Consider the following 17,758-nt stretch of genomic DNA (forward strand, 5'->3'; position numbering starts at 1 on the left):
ATAATGCCCGCCATCACGCATTATGGCGGCGTAAGCGCCGGGAGATATTCAGCATGAGCGTCGAAACCTTCACCCCCACGGCTTTGCAATTCACCCACGGTGCCGCGCACAAGGTGAAGAGCCTGGTCGATGAAGAGGGCAATGATCGTTTGAAGCTGCGCGTATTTGTTACGGGTGGCGGTTGTTCCGGCTTCCAGTATGGCTTCACTTTCGATGAGGAAGTGGCCGAAGACGATACCATCGTCGAGCGCGAAGGTGTCAGCCTGGTGGTCGATCCAATGAGCTTCCAGTACCTGGCAGGTGCCGAGGTGGATTACCAGGAAGGTTTGGAAGGCTCGCGGTTCGTGATCAAGAACCCAAACGCGACCACGACTTGTGGGTGCGGTTCTTCGTTCTCGATCTGAGACGGCTCCAATAAAAACGCCGCAGTGCCTTACGGCCCTGCGGCGTTTTTTTGTCCATAATCTTTCTCAGGCCGGGTAGATGGCGCCGAGTACGCGCAAGCCACAGGCGCCAGTAACACTCGGACGATTGCCCGGAATGCCTTCAAGGCAGCAATGGGCGAGCCAGGCGAAAGCCATGGCTTCGACCCAGTCCGGGTCCACGCCATACACCGCCGTACTGCTGACCTTGGTATCCGGCAGCAACTCAGCCAGGCGCTTCATGAGCGCCTGGTTGTGCGCGCCGCCGCCACAGACCAGCAACTCTTGAGTATTGGACTGGGCATGTTGAAGGGATTCGACGATGGTCAGGGCTGTCAGTTCGAGCAACGTTGCCTGTACGTCTTCCGGGGCGAAGGCTGGCAACTGCGACAAATGCTGCGTCAGCCAAGGCAGGTTGAATACTTCGCGCCCGGTACTTTTCGGGCCCTTGGTGACGAAGAAGGGGTCGCTGAGCAGTGCTTTGAGCAAGACTGGCTCGACTTTCCCGCTGGCAGCCCATTGACCGTCCCGATCGAAATGCTCGCCTCGTTGTTGGTGTATCCAGGCATCGAGCAATACGTTGCCTGGGCCACAGTCGAAACCGGCTACAGGTTTTGCGGGCTCTATCAGGCTGAGATTGCTGAAACCGCCGACATTCAACACGGCACGATTACCAGCCCGTTCTTCAAACAGTGCTTCGTGAAATGCCGGAACCAGCGGGGCGCCTTGTCCACCGGCGGCGACGTCGCGGCTGCGGAAGTCACTGACGACGGCGATGCGGGTCAACTCACTCAACAAGGCCGGATTGCCAATCTGTACGGTAAATCCGCGGGCGGGTTCATGGCGGATGGTCTGGCCGTGGCTGCCGACCGCCGTGATGTCTTCAGGCTTGAGTTTCTGTTCGTTGAGCAGGGTATGGATACCCTGCGCAGCCAGCTTTACCCAGCTTTGCTGGGTAATGGCGGAGCGGGCGATCTCATCGGGCCCACTGCTGCACAATCCGAGCAATTCGGTGCGCAGTGCGGCGGGCATTGGAATGTAGTGCGTGGCGATCAATTTGATCGCCGGGGTCAGTTCGATCAGTGCGATGTCCAAGCCATCCAGGCTGGTCCCGGACATCACACCGATATAGAGCGCCATGCTTAGCGCTTGCTCGAGGCCAGCATGGTGGCTTTCTCTTGATCCATGCGAGCCATCAAGGGTTGGCTTTGGGCCAGGAAGCGCGCGCGCTCGGCCTTGGCGATCGGATCGGCCATCGGCAGTTTCTGGCCTAGTGGGTCGACGTGGACGCCGTTGACCTGGAACTCATAATGCAAGTGCGGTCCGGTGGACAGGCCGGTAGTGCCGATGTATCCAATAACCTGGCCTTGCTTGACAGTGCCGCCCGTCTTCACGCCTTTGGCGAAGCCCTGCATGTGGCCGTACAGCGTGCGATAGGTATTGCCGTGCTGGATGATCACGGTGTTGCCATAACCGCCACGACGTCCGGCAAGCAATACCTTGCCGTCGCCGGCGGCCTTGATTGGCGTACCACGGGGGGCGGCGTAGTCGACACCTTTATGGGCGCGGATCTTGTTCAGGATTGGATGCTTGCGACCGGCGGAGAACTTCGAGCTGATACGGGCGAAATCAACCGGTGTACGGATGAAGGCCTTGCGCATGCTGTTGCCGTCGGCAGTGTAGTAGCTGCTGTTGCCTTGCTTGTTGGTGTAGCGCACTGCGGTGTACGTCTTGCCGCGGTTGGTGAAGCGCGCGGAAAGAATCGGACCGTTGCCGACACTCTTGCCATTGACCACTTTTTGCTCATAGATGATGTCGAACTCGTCACCCTGGCGAATGTCCTGGGCGAAGTCGATGTCGTAGCCAAATACGCTGGCCATGTCCATGGTCAGGCTATGGGAAAGGCCGGCACGAGCAGCCGACTGGGACAATGAGCTGTTGATGACGCCATGAACGTAGGCCGAGCGAACGGTAGGCTTTGCGGTGACGCGGTTAAATACATAACCCTTGTCGTTTTTGGTCAGGGTGATGCTTTCCAGGTCGCTCAGCTTGGTGTGCAGGTTGGTCAGCTGTCCGTCTGGATTGAGTTCGAATTCGAGTTTCTGGCCGCGCTGCAGTTGAGTGAACTGCTTGGCTTGCTTGTCGCTGGCCAGGATTTCATGGACCGAAGTCGAGGGTAGGCCAACCTTTTCGAAGAGGGTGGAAAGTGTGTCGCCCTTGGCAACAATCACTTCACGATGGTCAGGTCCCTTCTTTTCTTCTGCAGCAGGCGCTTCTACCTGAGCGGCTGCCTCGGTGGTGTCTTGCGGGCTGTTTTCAATCTGCGCAAAAGGAGAGGCGGCCGGTTCGTTTGTGGCTTGAACGGCTTCGGCGGCGTCTTGTTCTTGTGTCAGTTGTTCAGCAGGGCTTTCCAGTTCAAGACTCAGAGTCGTCTTTTTGGCCTCAACATCGCTGGAGGGAAACACCAGGAGCGCCAGGCTAAGGAGGGCTGCGATGCCACTTGCGGCAAGCAGGTGGGTCTTTGGGTAAAGCGGTGGCGCTTTAGACGGTTCTGTGGTCATAGGTAATTTTGACTTTTGAAAAGATGAATTGGAAAAGATGAATGACATGATGAAGATGAAATAACTGTATAAAATATAACCAAATCCCCTGCGAAGCAAGCCCGCGGACGCTCTGTTCTGTGGATTGGCGTCCGCGCGCCGGGCAAACCTTGTATTTGGTGCGCGATCTTGTATGGTTGGGGCCCTTTGAATCTGAGCCTTACGGGTCTGTTATGAAGTCGGTTGAAGAGCAGCTAGCGCTGATCAAACGTGGTGCGGAAGAACTGTTGGTCGAGTCCGAGCTGATCGAAAAGCTCAAGCGCGGGCAGCCGCTGCGTATCAAGGCCGGTTTCGATCCAACGGCGCCCGATCTGCACCTGGGTCATACCGTGCTTATTAATAAGCTGCGCCAGTTCCAGGATCTGGGGCACCAGGTCATCTTCCTTATAGGTGACTTCACTGGGATGATCGGTGATCCAAGCGGCAAGAGTGCTACGCGCCCACCGCTGACTCGTGAGCAGGTTCTCGATAACGCCGAGACCTACAAGACTCAGGTTTTCAAGATTCTTGAACCGGCCAAGACTGAAGTGGCTTTCAACTCCACTTGGATGGATCAGATGGGGCCGGCGGATTTCATTCGCCTGACGTCTCAATACACCGTAGCTCGTATGCTCGAGCGCGATGATTTCGACAAGCGCTATAAATCCAATCAGCCAATTGCCATTCATGAGTTCCTCTACCCGCTTGTACAGGGTTATGACTCGGTCGCGTTGCGCGCGGACGTTGAGCTCGGCGGTACTGACCAGAAGTTCAACCTGTTGATGGGGCGTGAGTTGCAGCGCGGCTATGGTCAGGAGGCGCAGTGCATTCTGACCATGCCATTGCTGGAAGGTCTGGATGGCGTGAAGAAGATGTCCAAGTCGCTGGGCAACTACGTAGGTATTCAGGAAGCGCCCGGCGTCATGTACAGCAAACTGGTCTCCATTCCTGATGTGCTGATGTGGCGTTACTTCGAGCTGTTGAGCTTCCGGTCCATGGATGAGATCAATGCGTTTCGCGCCGATGTCGAGGCGGGGGCCAATCCGCGAGACATCAAGATCAAGCTGGCCGAAGAGATTGTTGCTCGTTTCCACGGTGAGGAGGCTGCGGCCAATGCTCATCGCGCGGCGGGTAATCGTATGAAGGACGGTGAGCTGCCGGATGATCTGCCGGAGATCGAGCTGACTGCTGTCGAGGATATGCCGATTGCGGCAGTCCTTAATAAAGCAGGCTTGGTCAAGAACGCTGCGGTGGCGCGAGATCTCCTGGGTTCGGGTGGTGTGCGTGTAGATGGTGAGGTTGTGGATCGCGCCTATATATATGAGCTGGGTTCTACTCATGTATGTCAGGCCGGCAAGAAGGCTTTTGCGCGTATTACGCTGAAAGCTGAATAAAGCTGAAAATAGGTGTTGACGGCAGATTCTGGAAGTCTATAATTCGCCCCACTTCCGGCGCAGTCGAAACGGAAAACTCCTTTAGATTCAATGAGTTAAGTAAGTTTCGAAGGTGTGGGGCTTCAGTTCATCGAAGTCCGGAAGGAGCGGGTGGAGCGGTGTGGTTTGGCTCTATCGGCGGTTCGATCTTCTCGGTCGAAAGCGGTGAAAAAGAGGTGTTGACAGCAGCGAGTAACGCTGTAGAATTCGCCTCCCGCTAACGAGAGATCGGAAGCGCAAGTGGTTGAAGTTGAAAAGGAAACTTTGAAAACTTCTGAAAATAACCGCTTGACAGATGTACGGGGCGCTGTAGAATGCGCGCCTCGGTTGAGACGAAAGACTCAGCCAACCGCTCTTTAACAACTGAATCAAGCAATTCGTGTGGGTGCTTGTGGAGTCAGACTGCTAGTCAACAGATTATCAGCATCACAAGTTACTCCGCGAGAAATCAAAGATGTAACCAACGATTGCTGAGCCAGGTTTAGGGTTTTCTCAAAACCCAAAGATGTTTGAACTGAAGAGTTTGATCATGGCTCAGATTGAACGCTGGCGGCAGGCCTAACACATGCAAGTCGAGCGGTAGAGAGAAGCTTGCTTCTCTTGAGAGCGGCGGACGGGTGAGTAATGCCTAGGAATCTGCCTGGTAGTGGGGGATAACGCTCGGAAACGGACGCTAATACCGCATACGTCCTACGGGAGAAAGCAGGGGACCTTCGGGCCTTGCGCTATCAGATGAGCCTAGGTCGGATTAGCTAGTTGGTGAGGTAATGGCTCACCAAGGCGACGATCCGTAACTGGTCTGAGAGGATGATCAGTCACACTGGAACTGAGACACGGTCCAGACTCCTACGGGAGGCAGCAGTGGGGAATATTGGACAATGGGCGAAAGCCTGATCCAGCCATGCCGCGTGTGTGAAGAAGGTCTTCGGATTGTAAAGCACTTTAAGTTGGGAGGAAGGGCATTAACCTAATACGTTAGTGTTTTGACGTTACCGACAGAATAAGCACCGGCTAACTCTGTGCCAGCAGCCGCGGTAATACAGAGGGTGCAAGCGTTAATCGGAATTACTGGGCGTAAAGCGCGCGTAGGTGGTTCGTTAAGTTGGATGTGAAAGCCCCGGGCTCAACCTGGGAACTGCATTCAAAACTGTCGAGCTAGAGTATGGTAGAGGGTGGTGGAATTTCCTGTGTAGCGGTGAAATGCGTAGATATAGGAAGGAACACCAGTGGCGAAGGCGACCACCTGGACTGATACTGACACTGAGGTGCGAAAGCGTGGGGAGCAAACAGGATTAGATACCCTGGTAGTCCACGCCGTAAACGATGTCAACTAGCCGTTGGGAGCCTTGAGCTCTTAGTGGCGCAGCTAACGCATTAAGTTGACCGCCTGGGGAGTACGGCCGCAAGGTTAAAACTCAAATGAATTGACGGGGCCCGCACAAGCGGTGGAGCATGTGGTTTAATTCGAAGCAACGCGAAGAACCTTACCAGGCCTTGACATCCAATGAACTTTCCAGAGATGGATTGGTGCCTTCGGGAGCATTGAGACAGGTGCTGCATGGCTGTCGTCAGCTCGTGTCGTGAGATGTTGGGTTAAGTCCCGTAACGAGCGCAACCCTTGTCCTTAGTTACCAGCACGTTATGGTGGGCACTCTAAGGAGACTGCCGGTGACAAACCGGAGGAAGGTGGGGATGACGTCAAGTCATCATGGCCCTTACGGCCTGGGCTACACACGTGCTACAATGGTCGGTACAGAGGGTTGCCAAGCCGCGAGGTGGAGCTAATCCCACAAAACCGATCGTAGTCCGGATCGCAGTCTGCAACTCGACTGCGTGAAGTCGGAATCGCTAGTAATCGCGAATCAGAATGTCGCGGTGAATACGTTCCCGGGCCTTGTACACACCGCCCGTCACACCATGGGAGTGGGTTGCACCAGAAGTAGCTAGTCTAACCTTCGGGGGGACGGTTACCACGGTGTGATTCATGACTGGGGTGAAGTCGTAACAAGGTAGCCGTAGGGGAACCTGCGGCTGGATCACCTCCTTAATCGACGACCGCAGCTACTCCATGAGCTCCCACACGAATTGCTTGATTCATTGAAGAAGACGAAAGAAGCAGCCCGAAATTGGGTCTGTAGCTCAGTTGGTTAGAGCGCACCCCTGATAAGGGTGAGGTCGGCAGTTCGAATCTGCCCAGACCCACCAATTTTGTGTGGGAAACGCCTGTAGAAATACGGGGCCATAGCTCAGCTGGGAGAGCGCCTGCCTTGCACGCAGGAGGTCAGCGGTTCGATCCCGCTTGGCTCCACCACTACTGCTTCGATTGTATAAAGCTTAGAAATGAGCATTCCATCAAACGATGGTGAATGTTGATTTCTAGTCTTTGACTAGTTCGTTCTTTAAAAATTTGGGTATGTGATAGAAAGATAGACTGAACGTTACTTTCACTGGTAACGGATCAGGCTAAGGTAAAATTTGTGAGTTGCTCTTTGAGCAAGATCGAATTTTCGGCGAATGTCGTCTTCACAGTATAACCAGATTGCTTGGGGTTATATGGTCAAGTGAAGAAGCGCATACGGTGGATGCCTTGGCAGTCAGAGGCGATGAAAGACGTGGTAGCCTGCGAAAAGCTTCGGGGAGTCGGCAAACAGACTGTGATCCGGAGATGTCTGAATGGGGGAACCCAGCCATCATAAGATGGTTATCTTGTACTGAATACATAGGTGCAAGAGGCGAACCAGGGGAACTGAAACATCTAAGTACCCTGAGGAAAAGAAATCAACCGAGATTCCCTTAGTAGTGGCGAGCGAACGGGGACTAGCCCTTAAGCTTCTTTGATTTTAGCGGAACGCTCTGGAAAGTGCGGCCATAGTGGGTGATAGCCCTGTACGCGAAAGGATCTTAGAAGTGAAATCGAGTAGGACGGAGCACGAGAAACTTTGTCTGAATATGGGGGGACCATCCTCCAAGGCTAAATACTACTGACTGACCGATAGTGAACTAGTACCGTGAGGGAAAGGCGAAAAGAACCCCGGAGAGGGGAGTGAAATAGATCCTGAAACCGTATGCGTACAAGCAGTGGGAGCCCACTTTGTTGGGTGACTGCGTACCTTTTGTATAATGGGTCAGCGACTTATTTTCAGTGGCGAGCTTAACCGAATAGGGGAGGCGTAGCGAAAGCGAGTCTTAATAGGGCGTCTAGTCGCTGGGAATAGACCCGAAACCGGGCGATCTATCCATGGGCAGGTTGAAGGTTAGGTAACACTGACTGGAGGACCGAACCGACTACCGTTGAAAAGTTAGCGGATGACCTGTGGATCGGAGTGAAAGGCTAATCAAGCTCGGAGATAGCTGGTTCTCCTCGAAAGCTATTTAGGTAGCGCCTCATGTATCACTGTAGGGGGTAGAGCACTGTTTCGGCTAGGGGGTCATCCCGACTTACCAAACCGATGCAAACTCCGAATACCTACAAGTGCCGAGCATGGGAGACACACGGCGGGTGCTAACGTCCGTCGTGAAAAGGGAAACAACCCAGACCGTCAGCTAAGGTCCCAAAGTTATGGTTAAGTGGGAAACGATGTGGGAAGGCTTAGACAGCTAGGAGGTTGGCTTAGAAGCAGCCACCCTTTAAAGAAAGCGTAATAGCTCACTAGTCGAGTCGGCCTGCGCGGAAGATGTAACGGGGCTCAAACCATACACCGAAGCTACGGGTATCACGTAAGTGATGCGGTAGAGGAGCGTTCTGTAAGCCTGTGAAGGTGAGTTGAGAAGCTTGCTGGAGGTATCAGAAGTGCGAATGCTGACATGAGTAACGACAATGGGTGTGAAAAACACCCACGCCGAAAGACCAAGGTTTCCTGCGCAACGTTAATCGACGCAGGGTTAGTCGGTCCCTAAGGCGAGGCTGAAAAGCGTAGTCGATGGAAAACAGGTTAATATTCCTGTACTTCTGGTTATTGCGATGGAGGGACGGAGAAGGCTAGGCCAGCTTGGCGTTGGTTGTCCAAGTTTAAGGTGGTAGGCTGGAATCTTAGGTAAATCCGGGATTCTAAGGCCGAGAGCTGATGACGAGTTACCCTTTGGGTGACGAAGTGGTTGATGCCATGCTTCCAAGAAAAGCTTCTAAGCTTCAGGTAACCAGGAACCGTACCCCAAACCGACACAGGTGGTTGGGTAGAGAATACCAAGGCGCTTGAGAGAACTCGGGTGAAGGAACTAGGCAAAATGGCACCGTAACTTCGGGAGAAGGTGCGCCGGTGAGGGTGAAGCACTTGCTGCGTAAGCCCACGCCGGTCGAAGATACCAGGCCGCTGCGACTGTTTATTAAAAACACAGCACTCTGCAAACACGAAAGTGGACGTATAGGGTGTGACGCCTGCCCGGTGCCGGAAGGTTAATTGATGGGGTTAGCTAACGCGAAGCTCTTGATCGAAGCCCCGGTAAACGGCGGCCGTAACTATAACGGTCCTAAGGTAGCGAAATTCCTTGTCGGGTAAGTTCCGACCTGCACGAATGGCGTAACGATGGCGGCGCTGTCTCCACCCGAGACTCAGTGAAATTGAAATCGCTGTGAAGATGCAGTGTATCCGCGGCTAGACGGAAAGACCCCGTGAACCTTTACTATAGCTTTGCACTGGACTTTGAATTTGCTTGTGTAGGATAGGTGGGAGGCTTTGAAGCGTGGACGCCAGTTCGCGTGGAGCCATCCTTGAAATACCACCCTGGCAACTTTGAGGTTCTAACTCAGGTCCGTTATCCGGATCGAGGACAGTGTATGGTGGGTAGTTTGACTGGGGCGGTCTCCTCCTAAAGAGTAACGGAGGAGTACGAAGGTGCGCTCAGACCGGTCGGAAATCGGTCGTAGAGTATAAAGGCAAAAGCGCGCTTGACTGCGAGACAGACACGTCGAGCAGGTACGAAAGTAGGTCTTAGTGATCCGGTGGTTCTGTATGGAAGGGCCATCGCTCAACGGATAAAAGGTACTCCGGGGATAACAGGCTGATACCGCCCAAGAGTTCATATCGACGGCGGTGTTTGGCACCTCGATGTCGGCTCATCACATCCTGGGGCTGAAGCCGGTCCCAAGGGTATGGCTGTTCGCCATTTAAAGTGGTACGCGAGCTGGGTTTAGAACGTCGTGAGACAGTTCGGTCCCTATCTGCCGTGGACGTTTGAGATTTGAGAGGGGCTGCTCCTAGTACGAGAGGACCGGAGTGGACGAACCTCTGGTGTTCCGGTTGTCACGCCAGTGGCATTGCCGGGTAGCTATGTTCGGAAAAGATAACCGCTGAAAGCATCTAAGCGGGAAACTTGCCTCAAGATGAGATCTCACTGGGACCTTGAGTCCCCTGAAGGGCCGTCGAAGACTACGACGTTGATAGGCAGGGTGTGTAAGCGCTGTGAGGCGTTGAGCTAACCTGTACTAATTGCCCGTGAGGCTTGACCATATAACACCCAAGCAATTTGTATGCTCCGAGCCAAAGGCGAAAGAGACCAGATTGCGGTGTGTGAAGACGAAACGAACCGAAAGTTCGAGAGACTCGATTGCAACACACAAACTATCGCATACCCATTCGCTGGAACGTGACCGCAAGGCACGCGCTGGCTACCGAATTTCTTGACGACCATAGAGCATTGGAACCACCTGATCCCATCCCGAACTCAGAAGTGAAACGATGCATCGCCGATGGTAGTGTGGGGTTTCCCCATGTGAGAGTAGGTCATCGTCAAGATTAAATTCCGAAACCCCTATCTGCTGATGCAGGTAGGGGTTTTGTTTTGCCCGCGGGAAAGTCATTTTGTGTTTCTATGCAACTGTCTTGCGCATGGCTATCATGCGGGCCTCATTATCAGGGCGCAGTCCGCATGCTCACGTTGCTAAAACTTCTGAAGGATGGTCGCTTTCATTCAGGGCAGGCGCTGGGTGCTGCGCTGGGTATCAGTCGTAGTGCTGTATGGAAGCAATTGCAGCACTTGGAAGCAGAAATAGGGCTGTCTGTTCATAAGGTTCGAGGTAGGGGGTATCAGTTGGCTAAGCCCCTGGTGCTTTTGGATGCTGCAGAGATTTGCGCAAAAGGCCTTCACGAGTGGCCTGTCCATATCTTTGACGCTATCGACTCCACCAACGCCGAGGCGCTGCGTTTGATCGAGCGTGGGGCGGCGGCGCCGTTCATGGTTTTGGCTGAGCGACAGATCGCTGGTCGTGGTCGTCGTGGTCGTAAGTGGGTCAGTCCGTTCGCCGAAAACCTCTACCACAGCCTAGTGCTACGCATTGACGGCGGTATGCGACAGATCGAAGGGCTGAGCCTGGTCGTCGGGCTTGCTGTCATGCATGCCCTGCGTGATATGGGGATCGCTGAGGCGGGGCTGAAATGGCCTAATGATGTCCTGGTGGGAGAGAAGAAGATCGCGGGCATCTTGCTTGAATTGGTGGGGGATCCTGCGGACGTTTGCCACGTTGTCCTTGGCGTGGGGATTAATGTGAATATGCAATCGACTGATGAGGTCGACCAGCAATGGACATCCATGAGTCTTGAGGCAGGAAGGGATTTTGATCGAAATGAGCTGGTGGCACGATTGGGTGCGAAGCTTCAGCACTATCTGAGGCTTCATCACGCATCGGGGTTTGCTGCAATACAGTCGGAGTGGGAGCAATACCATCTTTGGCAGGGCAGGGCTGTCTCCCTGATTGCCGGTGTTAATAAAATTGACGGTATTGTGCTGGGCATTGATCACCAGGGTGCGCTGCGTTTGAAGGTAGACGGTGTGGAAAAAAACTTTAGCGGTGGTGAGCTCAGCCTGAGGTTGCGTGATGATTCTTGAGCTTGACTGCGGCAATAGCTTTATCAAATGGCGTGTTCTTCGTGCCGATGGGGTGACGCCGGTCGAAGGTGGCGTGGTCAGCTCTGACAGCGATTTGCTGGTGAGTCTGAGCAATGCCGAGAAGTTCCAGCTCAAGAAATGTCGTCTTGTTAGTGTAAGGACTCCGGAGGAGACGGATTCATTGGTCGCCTCTCTCGTTGATGTGTTTGGGGTGTTGGTGACCCGCGCTGTGCCTGCCCGAGAAATGGCGGGGGTGAAAAACGGCTACCAGGATTACGAACGGTTGGGGCTTGATCGATGGTTGGCCTTGCTGGGTGGGTACCATCTTGCTTCGGGCGCGTGCCTGGTCCTTGATTTTGGTACTGCCATTACGGCTGATTTCGTGGCGTCGGATGGTGAGCATCTCGGCGGATTCATTTGTCCGGGCATGCCTTTGATGCGTAACCAACTGCGTACTCATACGCGAAGAATTCGCTATGACGATATGGCTGCCGAGCGTGCCCATGAAAGTCTCGCTCCAGGTCGGACAACTGTCGAAGCGGTCGAGCGCGGTTGCATGCTGATGCTCAGGGGGTTTGTCCTGACTCAGCTTGAATTGGCGCAGCAATATTGGGGGGAGGATTTTGTGGTGTTTCTCACGGGTGGGGACGCCAATCTGGTTTCCGGGGTTGTTCCTGATGCCAAGGTGGTGCCCGACCTGGTTTTTGTCGGTTTGGCGATGGCCTGTCCCTTGTCTTGAGGTTTTCTATGCGGTGGTTGTTTCTGTTGTTGCTGGTTTTGAATGTCTTCTACTACATCTGGCATCAGCAGGAGGCCCCGCTTCGCGCCAAGGATGTGACTCCGCTCAGTTTGTACCGCGGTTCGCAGCAGGATATTCACCTGTTGAGCGAAACGGCGGATGCGCTTGTCAGGCGCGACCTGGGTAAATCCGGTGAGGCGCAAAAGACTTGTGTTTACTTGGGTGGTTTTGTTCGTCCGGAGCTGGCCAGGCAGTTGGAGCAGCGATTGGCTGCCTCGGGCGTCGTAAGTCGTTCTGCTGCGCCGAACTCGCCAAATGCCCCTGAGGGTGGGGGATTCTGGGTTCAGGTTTCCCAGGAAAGCGTGGGAAAGGTGAATGAAGCGTTGCTTCAAAACCTTTCTAAAGAATTCAATGAGTTAAAACATAAAATAATGCCGTGCGAGGGGGTTGCACCCGCTGGGTAGTTTGCATAGAATGGCGCCCGCTTCGCAGCGAAGACCTTTAAAGGTTAGCGGTACGAAGCGACGTCAACGCAGCTAACCTCAGGTTTTTAATGAGAAAATGCTTGACAGAAGGCTGGCATGATATAGAATGCCGGCTCGCTTAGGAGGGGTTCCCGAGCGGCCAAAGGGATCAGACTGTAAATCTGACGTCTACGACTTCGAAGGTTCGAATCCTTCCCCCTCCACCATTTTTAGCGTGAGCTGCAAGCTCCGCGGGTATAGTTTAGTGGTAGAACCTCAGCCTTCCAAGCTGATGATGCGGGTTCGATTCCCGCTACCCGCTCCAAGTTTGCAGGTTGTGCAAAGTGTTTCGCTCTTGTAGCTCAGTTGGTAGAGCACACCCTTGGTAAGGGTGAGGTCAGCGGTTCAAATCCGCTCAAGAGCTCCATATAACAAGGCAGATATGAAAATATCTGCCTTTGTTTTAATGGCTTGTGTGACTCGCTAAATTCTTCTCCTGGGGGTGATTTCGATGGCTAAGGAAAAGTTCGAACGTAATAAGCCGCACGTCAACGTCGGTACCATCGGTCACGTTGACCACGGTAAAACCACGCTGACCGCTGCTCTGACCCGTGTCTGCTCCGAAGTTTTCGGTTCGGCCAAGGTTGACTTCGACAAGATCGACAGCGCCCCGGAAGAGAAAGCTCGCGGTATCACCATCAACACCGCTCACGTTGAATACGATTCGGCCGTGCGTCACTACGCACACGTTGACTGCCCAGGTCACGCCGACTACGTAAAAAACATGATCACCGGTGCTGCCCAGATGGACGGCGCGATCCTGGTTTGCTCGGCCGCTGATGGTCCGATGCCACAAACCCGTGAGCACATTCTGCTGTCCCGTCAGGTAGGCGTTCCGTACATCGTTGTCTTCCTGAACAAGGCTGACATGGTTGATGACGCTGAGCTGCTGGAACTGGTTGAGATGGAAGTGCGCGATCTGCTGAGCACTTACGACTTCCCAGGTGATGACACTCCAATCATCATCGGTTCGGCTCTGATGGCTCTGAACGGCCAAGACGACAACGAAATGGGCACCACTGCTGTCAAGAAGCTGGTGGAAACTCTGGACAGCTACATCCCAGAGCCAGAGCGTGCTATCGACAAGCCGTTCCTGATGCCGATCGAAGACGTATTCTCGATCTCCGGTCGCGGTACTGTTGTGACTGGTCGTGTTGAGCGTGGCATCGTCCGTATCCAGGAAGAAGTTGAGATCGTCGGTCTGCGCGACACTCAGAAAACTACCTGCACCGGCGTTGAAATGTTCCGCAAGCTGCTCGACGAAGGTCGTGCTGGCGAGAACTGCGGCGTACTGCTGCGCGGCACCAAGCGTGACGACGTTGAGCGTGGCCAGGTTCTGGTCAAGCCAGGCACCGTCAAGCCGCACACCAAGTTCACCGCAGAAGTTTACGTTCTGAGCAAGGAAGAAGGCGGTCGTCACACTCCGTTCTTCAAAGGCTACCGTCCACAGTTCTACTTCCGTACAACTGACGTGACTGGTAACTGCGAGCTGCCAGAAGGCGTTGAGATGGTAATGCCAGGTGACAACATTCAGATGACTGTTACCCTGATCAAGACCATCGCGATGGAAGACGGTCTGCGTTTCGCTATCCGTGAAGGCGGTCGTACCGTCGGCGCTGGCGTCGTAGCCAAAGTCATCGAGTAAACAGTTGTAATGTCTTTTTCGGGCCGGCATAATGGTCGGCCTGATTTTGTTTTAGGTCAGTAGCTCAATTGGCAGAGCGACGGTCTCCAAAACCGTAGGTTGGGGGTTCGATTCCCTCCTGACCTGCCAGATTCACTCGGTGTGTCTGGCTTTCTTTTCACAGGATCTTCATAGATGACTCCTAAAGCTGAAGCTCAAGGCTCTCGCTTCGATCTGCTCAAGTGGCTAGTGGTAGTCGCTTTGGTGGTTATTGGCGTTGTTGGCAATCAGTATTATTCTGCTTCGCCGATCCTGTACCGCGTACTTGCATTGCTCGCCATTGCTGCTGTTGCTGCCTTTGTAGGCCTGCAGACAGCCAAGGGCAAGTCTTTCTTTGTACTCGCTAAGGAAGCTCGCACCGAGATTCGTAAAGTCGTATGGCCGACTCGCCAAGAAACCACGCAGACCACGTTGATCGTTGTGGCTGTTGTTCTGGTAATGGCGTTGCTGTTGTGGGGGCTCGATTCCCTGCTCGGCTGGCTTGTTTCCTTGATTGTTGGCTAAGGGTGTCCCGTGGCTAAGCGTTGGTACGTTGTGCATGCTTACTCGGGTTACGAGAAGCATGTCATGCGCTCGCTGGTAGAGCGCGTAAAGCTGGCTGGCATGGAAGATGGCTTCGGCGAGATTCTGGTCCCCACTGAAGAAGTGGTTGAGATGCGTAATGGCCAGAAGCGCAAAAGTGAACGTAAGTTCTTTCCGGGCTACGTGCTGGTGCAGATGGATATGAACGAAGGGACTTGGCACTTGGTCAAGGATACCCCTCGGGTGATGGGCTTTATTGGCGGTACCGCCGACAAGCCTGCGCCGATCACGGATAAAGAGGCAGAAGCGATTCTGCGTCGCGTCGCTGATGGTAGCGACAAGCCGAAGCCGAAGACACTGTTTGAACCAGGTGAGGTTGTACGCGTCACCGATGGTCCATTCGCTGATTTTAACGGCACGGTTGAAGAAGTTAACTACGAAAAGAGCCGGATCCAAGTGGCAGTGCTCATTTTCGGTCGCTCTACTCCGGTAGAGCTAGAGTTCAGCCAGGTCGAAAAGGTCTGATTGAACAGGCATCCCAACCCCGCAGCCCAAGGCTGTGGGGTTTTGTCGTCACTGGGATAAACGCGCAAGTAACCGGGGAGCCTTTCGAGGCGTTCGAACCCGTAATTGGAGTGCCTCATGGCCAAGAAAATTACCGCTTACATCAAGCTGCAAGTGAAGGCCGCTCAGGCTAACCCAAGCCCACCTGTTGGTCCTGCCCTGGGTCAGCACGGCGTGAACATCATGGAATTCTGCAAGGCCTTCAACGCCCGTACTCAGGGTCTTGAGCCAGGTCTGCCGACTCCAGTGATCATCACTGTCTACAGCGACCGTAGCTTCACTTTCGAAACAAAAAGCACCCCAGCTTCGGTTCTGCTGAAGAAGGCTGCAGGTTTGACCAGCGGTTCCGCTCGTCCAAACACCGTTAAGGTTGGCACCGTTACCCGTGCTCAGCTGGAAGAAATCGCGAAAACCAAAAACGCGGATCTGACTGCAGCTGATATGGATGCAGCCGTGCGTACTATCGCCGGTTCTGCTCGTAGCATGGGCCTTAACGTGGAGGGTGTGTAATGGCTAAGCTGACCAAGCGTCAAAAGGCTATCGCCGGCAAAATCGAAGCAGGCAAGGCCTACAACTTTGTAGACGCCGCCGCTCTGCTGGCTGAGCTGTCGACTGTCAAGTTCAGCGAGTCGTTCGACGTTGCTGTGAACCTGGGCGTTGACCCACGTAAATCCGACCAGGTCGTTCGTAGCGCTACCGTGCTGCCACACGGCACTGGCAAGACCGTTCGTGTAGCTGTCTTCACCCAGGGCCCAGCAGCTGAAGCTGCTCTGGCTGCTGGTGCTGATCGCGTAGGCATGGACGATCTGGCTGCTGAAATGAAGGGCGGCGACCTGAACTATGACGTAGTGATCGCATCCCCGGATGCCATGCGCGTTGTAGGTCAGTTGGGTCAGATCCTCGGTCCACGTGGTCTGATGCCTAACCCTAAAGTCGGCACCGTAACGCCAGACGTAGCCACTGCGGTTAAAAACGCCAAGGCTGGTCAGGTTCGTTATCGCACCGACAAAAACGGCATCATCCACACTTCCGTTGGCAAGATCGGCTTCGATGCCGTCAAGCTGAAGGAAAACGTTGAAGCCCTGATCGCTGATCTGAAGCGTATCAAGCCAGCTTCTTCGAAAGGTATCTACGTCAAGCGCGTTACCCTGAGCACCACTATGGGCCCAGGTCTGGTTATCGATCAGAGCTCGCTCGACGCGTAAGACTCGGATTGGCGCAAGTAATTGCGCCAATCAAAAAAATTGGGGTCCCTGCCTGGCGGGGGCTGTCCAAGACCGTAGGCGACGCAAGTCTTAAACCACAAGCCTACGCAGATGGTGCTCCCGGTTCCTTACCGAATCAGACACCAAAACGACATTCGGTTTCGACCGGATGAAACGGTAACAAGCAGGAGTTAAACCCGTGGCAATTAAACTCGAAGACAAGAAGGCCATCGTCGCTGAAGTCAACGAGGCTGCCAAAGCTGCTCTGTCCGCTGTCGTGGCTGATGCCCGTGGCGTAACAGTAGGCGCTATGACCGGACTCCGTAAAGAGGCTCGTGAAGCTGGCGTTTATGTACGTGTTGTACGTAACACCCTGCTCAAGCGCGCTGTTGCTGACACTGAATACAGTGTCCTCAACGACGTGTTCACCGGCCCGACCTTGATCGCGTTCTCCACCCAACATCCTGGCGCTGCTGCCCGTTTGTTCAAGGAATTCGCCAAAGGTCAGGACAAGTTCGAGATTAAGGCAGCTGCGTTCGAGGGCAAGTTCCTCGCAGCTAACCAGATCGACGTACTGGCAACTCTGCCGACCCGTGACGAAGCAATTTCTCAGCTGATGAGCGTGATTCAAGGCGCAACCAGCAAGTTGGCTCGTACTCTGGCGGCACTGCGCGACCAGAAAGAAGCTGCCGCAGCCTAAGGCTCGACACTCCTTTTCGCGTTTTTTGTTTATTTCGATGGTCGCGTAGGCCGTCCCCCAATCCAGGAATTTAGAGTCATGTCTATCTCTCAAAACGATATCCTCGAAGCCGTTGGCAACATGTCCGTAATGGAAGTTGTTGAGCTGATCAAAGCTTTCGAAGAAAAATTCGGTGTTACCGCTGCTGCTGCTTCCGCTGGTCCAGCTGTTGCTGCTGCCGTTGCTGAAGAGCAAACCGAATTCAACGTCATGCTGACCGAAGCTGGCGAGAAGAAAGTAAACGTGATCAAGGCAGTACGTGAACTGACCGGTCTGGGCCTGAAAGAAGCCAAGGCTGTAGTTGACGGCGCTCCTGCCATGGTTCTGGAAGCTGTTGCCAAAGACGCAGCTGACAAAGCCAAGGCCGCTCTGGAAGAAGCAGGCGCTAAAGTCGAGCTGAAGTAAGCATCGACTTTGCGTCTCCAGCCCGAGCGTTAAGCGACAGGCTGATGGCTGGTGGCTCTTGCCACCGGCCTTTTTCCGTTATTGGCAGCCGACTGGGTCGGTGCCGATAGCGAGCTGTAA

Annotated in this window: 14 protein-coding genes, 6 tRNA genes and 3 rRNA genes; 21 read left to right on the top strand and 2 right to left on the bottom strand. The window is 54.1% G+C overall.

Features of this window, described 5'->3' with window-relative positions; translation table 11 throughout:
- The first annotated feature begins 53 nt into the window (after positions 1-53).
- Positions 54-404 carry an iron-sulfur cluster insertion protein ErpA gene (gene erpA / locus TK06_RS24130; RefSeq protein ID WP_003177727.1) on the top strand — a complete coding sequence of 117 codons (351 nt, stop codon included), beginning with the start codon at positions 54-56 and terminating at the stop codon, positions 402-404.
- Between the two features lie 66 nt (positions 405-470).
- On the opposite strand, the gene TK06_RS24135 is transcribed toward erpA, so the two are convergent.
- A complete protein-coding gene (locus TK06_RS24135) occupies positions 471-1,562 on the bottom strand; it encodes an anhydro-N-acetylmuramic acid kinase (RefSeq protein ID WP_063324133.1) in 1,092 nt (363 codons plus the stop codon).
- A 2-nt stretch (positions 1,563-1,564) separates the two neighbouring features.
- On the bottom strand, positions 1,565-2,983 hold the full coding sequence (locus tag TK06_RS24140; RefSeq protein WP_063324134.1) for a peptidoglycan DD-metalloendopeptidase family protein: 1,419 nt from the start codon (positions 2,981-2,983) through the stop codon (positions 1,565-1,567).
- 212 nt (positions 2,984-3,195) lie between these two features.
- On the opposite strand from TK06_RS24140, the gene tyrS reads away from it, so the two are divergent.
- The 20 genes from tyrS (at position 3,196) to rplL (ending at position 17,638) form a co-directional block, all read left to right on the top strand.
- Positions 3,196-4,395 (top strand): tyrosine--tRNA ligase, encoded by a 1,200-nt coding sequence (gene tyrS / locus TK06_RS24145; protein ID WP_063324135.1) that lies wholly within the window; start codon positions 3,196-3,198, stop codon positions 4,393-4,395.
- Between the two features lie 550 nt (positions 4,396-4,945).
- Positions 4,946-6,481: ribosomal RNA gene (locus TK06_RS24150) — 16S ribosomal RNA — on the top strand.
- 81 nt (positions 6,482-6,562) lie between these two features.
- Positions 6,563-6,639: transfer RNA gene (locus tag TK06_RS24155), tRNA-Ile, on the top strand.
- 30 nt (positions 6,640-6,669) lie between these two features.
- A tRNA-Ala gene (locus TK06_RS24160) sits at positions 6,670-6,745 on the top strand.
- A gap of 244 nt (positions 6,746-6,989) precedes the next feature.
- A 23S ribosomal RNA gene (locus TK06_RS24165) occupies positions 6,990-9,881 on the top strand.
- Between the two features lie 169 nt (positions 9,882-10,050).
- A 5S ribosomal RNA gene (gene rrf, locus TK06_RS24170) occupies positions 10,051-10,166 on the top strand.
- The 16S, 23S and 5S rRNA genes sit together here with 2 tRNA genes alongside, the layout of an rRNA operon.
- A 133-nt stretch (positions 10,167-10,299) precedes the next feature.
- The gene (gene birA / locus TK06_RS24175; RefSeq protein ID WP_063324136.1) at positions 10,300-11,256 is read left to right on the top strand and encodes a bifunctional biotin--[acetyl-CoA-carboxylase] ligase/biotin operon repressor BirA; all 957 of its coding nucleotides are present in this window, start codon (positions 10,300-10,302) and stop codon (positions 11,254-11,256) included.
- On the top strand, positions 11,246-11,995 hold the full coding sequence (locus tag TK06_RS24180) for a pantothenate kinase (protein WP_063324137.1): 750 nt from the start codon (positions 11,246-11,248) through the stop codon (positions 11,993-11,995). The genes birA and TK06_RS24180 overlap by 11 nt, the downstream gene beginning before the upstream one ends.
- Before the next feature lie 8 nt (positions 11,996-12,003).
- Positions 12,004-12,459 carry a hypothetical protein gene (locus TK06_RS24185; protein ID WP_063324138.1) on the top strand — a complete coding sequence of 152 codons (456 nt, stop codon included), beginning with the start codon at positions 12,004-12,006 and terminating at the stop codon, positions 12,457-12,459.
- Positions 12,460-12,601: 142 nt separating this feature from the next.
- Positions 12,602-12,686: transfer RNA gene (locus tag TK06_RS24190), tRNA-Tyr, on the top strand.
- A 24-nt stretch (positions 12,687-12,710) separates the two neighbouring features.
- A tRNA-Gly gene (locus tag TK06_RS24195) sits at positions 12,711-12,784 on the top strand.
- A 26-nt stretch (positions 12,785-12,810) separates the two neighbouring features.
- Positions 12,811-12,886 (top strand) — tRNA-Thr (locus tag TK06_RS24200).
- Between the two features lie 84 nt (positions 12,887-12,970).
- The gene (gene tuf / locus TK06_RS24205) at positions 12,971-14,164 is read left to right on the top strand and encodes an elongation factor Tu (protein WP_003186103.1); all 1,194 of its coding nucleotides are present in this window, start codon (positions 12,971-12,973) and stop codon (positions 14,162-14,164) included.
- A gap of 53 nt (positions 14,165-14,217) precedes the next feature.
- Positions 14,218-14,293, top strand: a tRNA-Trp gene (locus TK06_RS24210).
- Positions 14,294-14,338: 45 nt separating this feature from the next.
- Entirely contained in the window at positions 14,339-14,707 is a 369-nt protein-coding gene (gene secE / locus TK06_RS24215; RefSeq protein ID WP_003206102.1) for a preprotein translocase subunit SecE, read from the top strand.
- 9 nt (positions 14,708-14,716) lie between these two features.
- Complete coding sequence (gene nusG, locus TK06_RS24220; RefSeq protein WP_003186097.1) at positions 14,717-15,250, top strand: transcription termination/antitermination protein NusG; 534 nt, start codon at positions 14,717-14,719, stop codon at positions 15,248-15,250.
- Positions 15,251-15,367: 117 nt separating this feature from the next.
- Positions 15,368-15,799 carry a 50S ribosomal protein L11 gene (gene rplK / locus TK06_RS24225; protein WP_003176435.1) on the top strand — a complete coding sequence of 144 codons (432 nt, stop codon included), beginning with the start codon at positions 15,368-15,370 and terminating at the stop codon, positions 15,797-15,799.
- Positions 15,799-16,494, top strand: coding sequence for a 50S ribosomal protein L1 (gene rplA, locus TK06_RS24230; protein WP_003186095.1), 696 nt, complete (start codon positions 15,799-15,801; stop codon positions 16,492-16,494). Before rplK ends, rplA begins: the two co-directional genes overlap by 1 nt.
- Before the next feature lie 199 nt (positions 16,495-16,693).
- Complete coding sequence (gene rplJ, locus TK06_RS24235; protein WP_003206099.1) at positions 16,694-17,194, top strand: 50S ribosomal protein L10; 501 nt, start codon at positions 16,694-16,696, stop codon at positions 17,192-17,194.
- 78 nt (positions 17,195-17,272) lie between these two features.
- Complete coding sequence (gene rplL, locus TK06_RS24240; protein WP_007970414.1) at positions 17,273-17,638, top strand: 50S ribosomal protein L7/L12; 366 nt, start codon at positions 17,273-17,275, stop codon at positions 17,636-17,638.
- The last annotated feature ends 120 nt before the right edge of the window (positions 17,639-17,758 follow it).

This window comes from Pseudomonas fluorescens (genome assembly GCF_001623525.1).
GTDB lineage: Bacteria > Pseudomonadota > Gammaproteobacteria > Pseudomonadales > Pseudomonadaceae > Aquipseudomonas > Aquipseudomonas fluorescens_Q.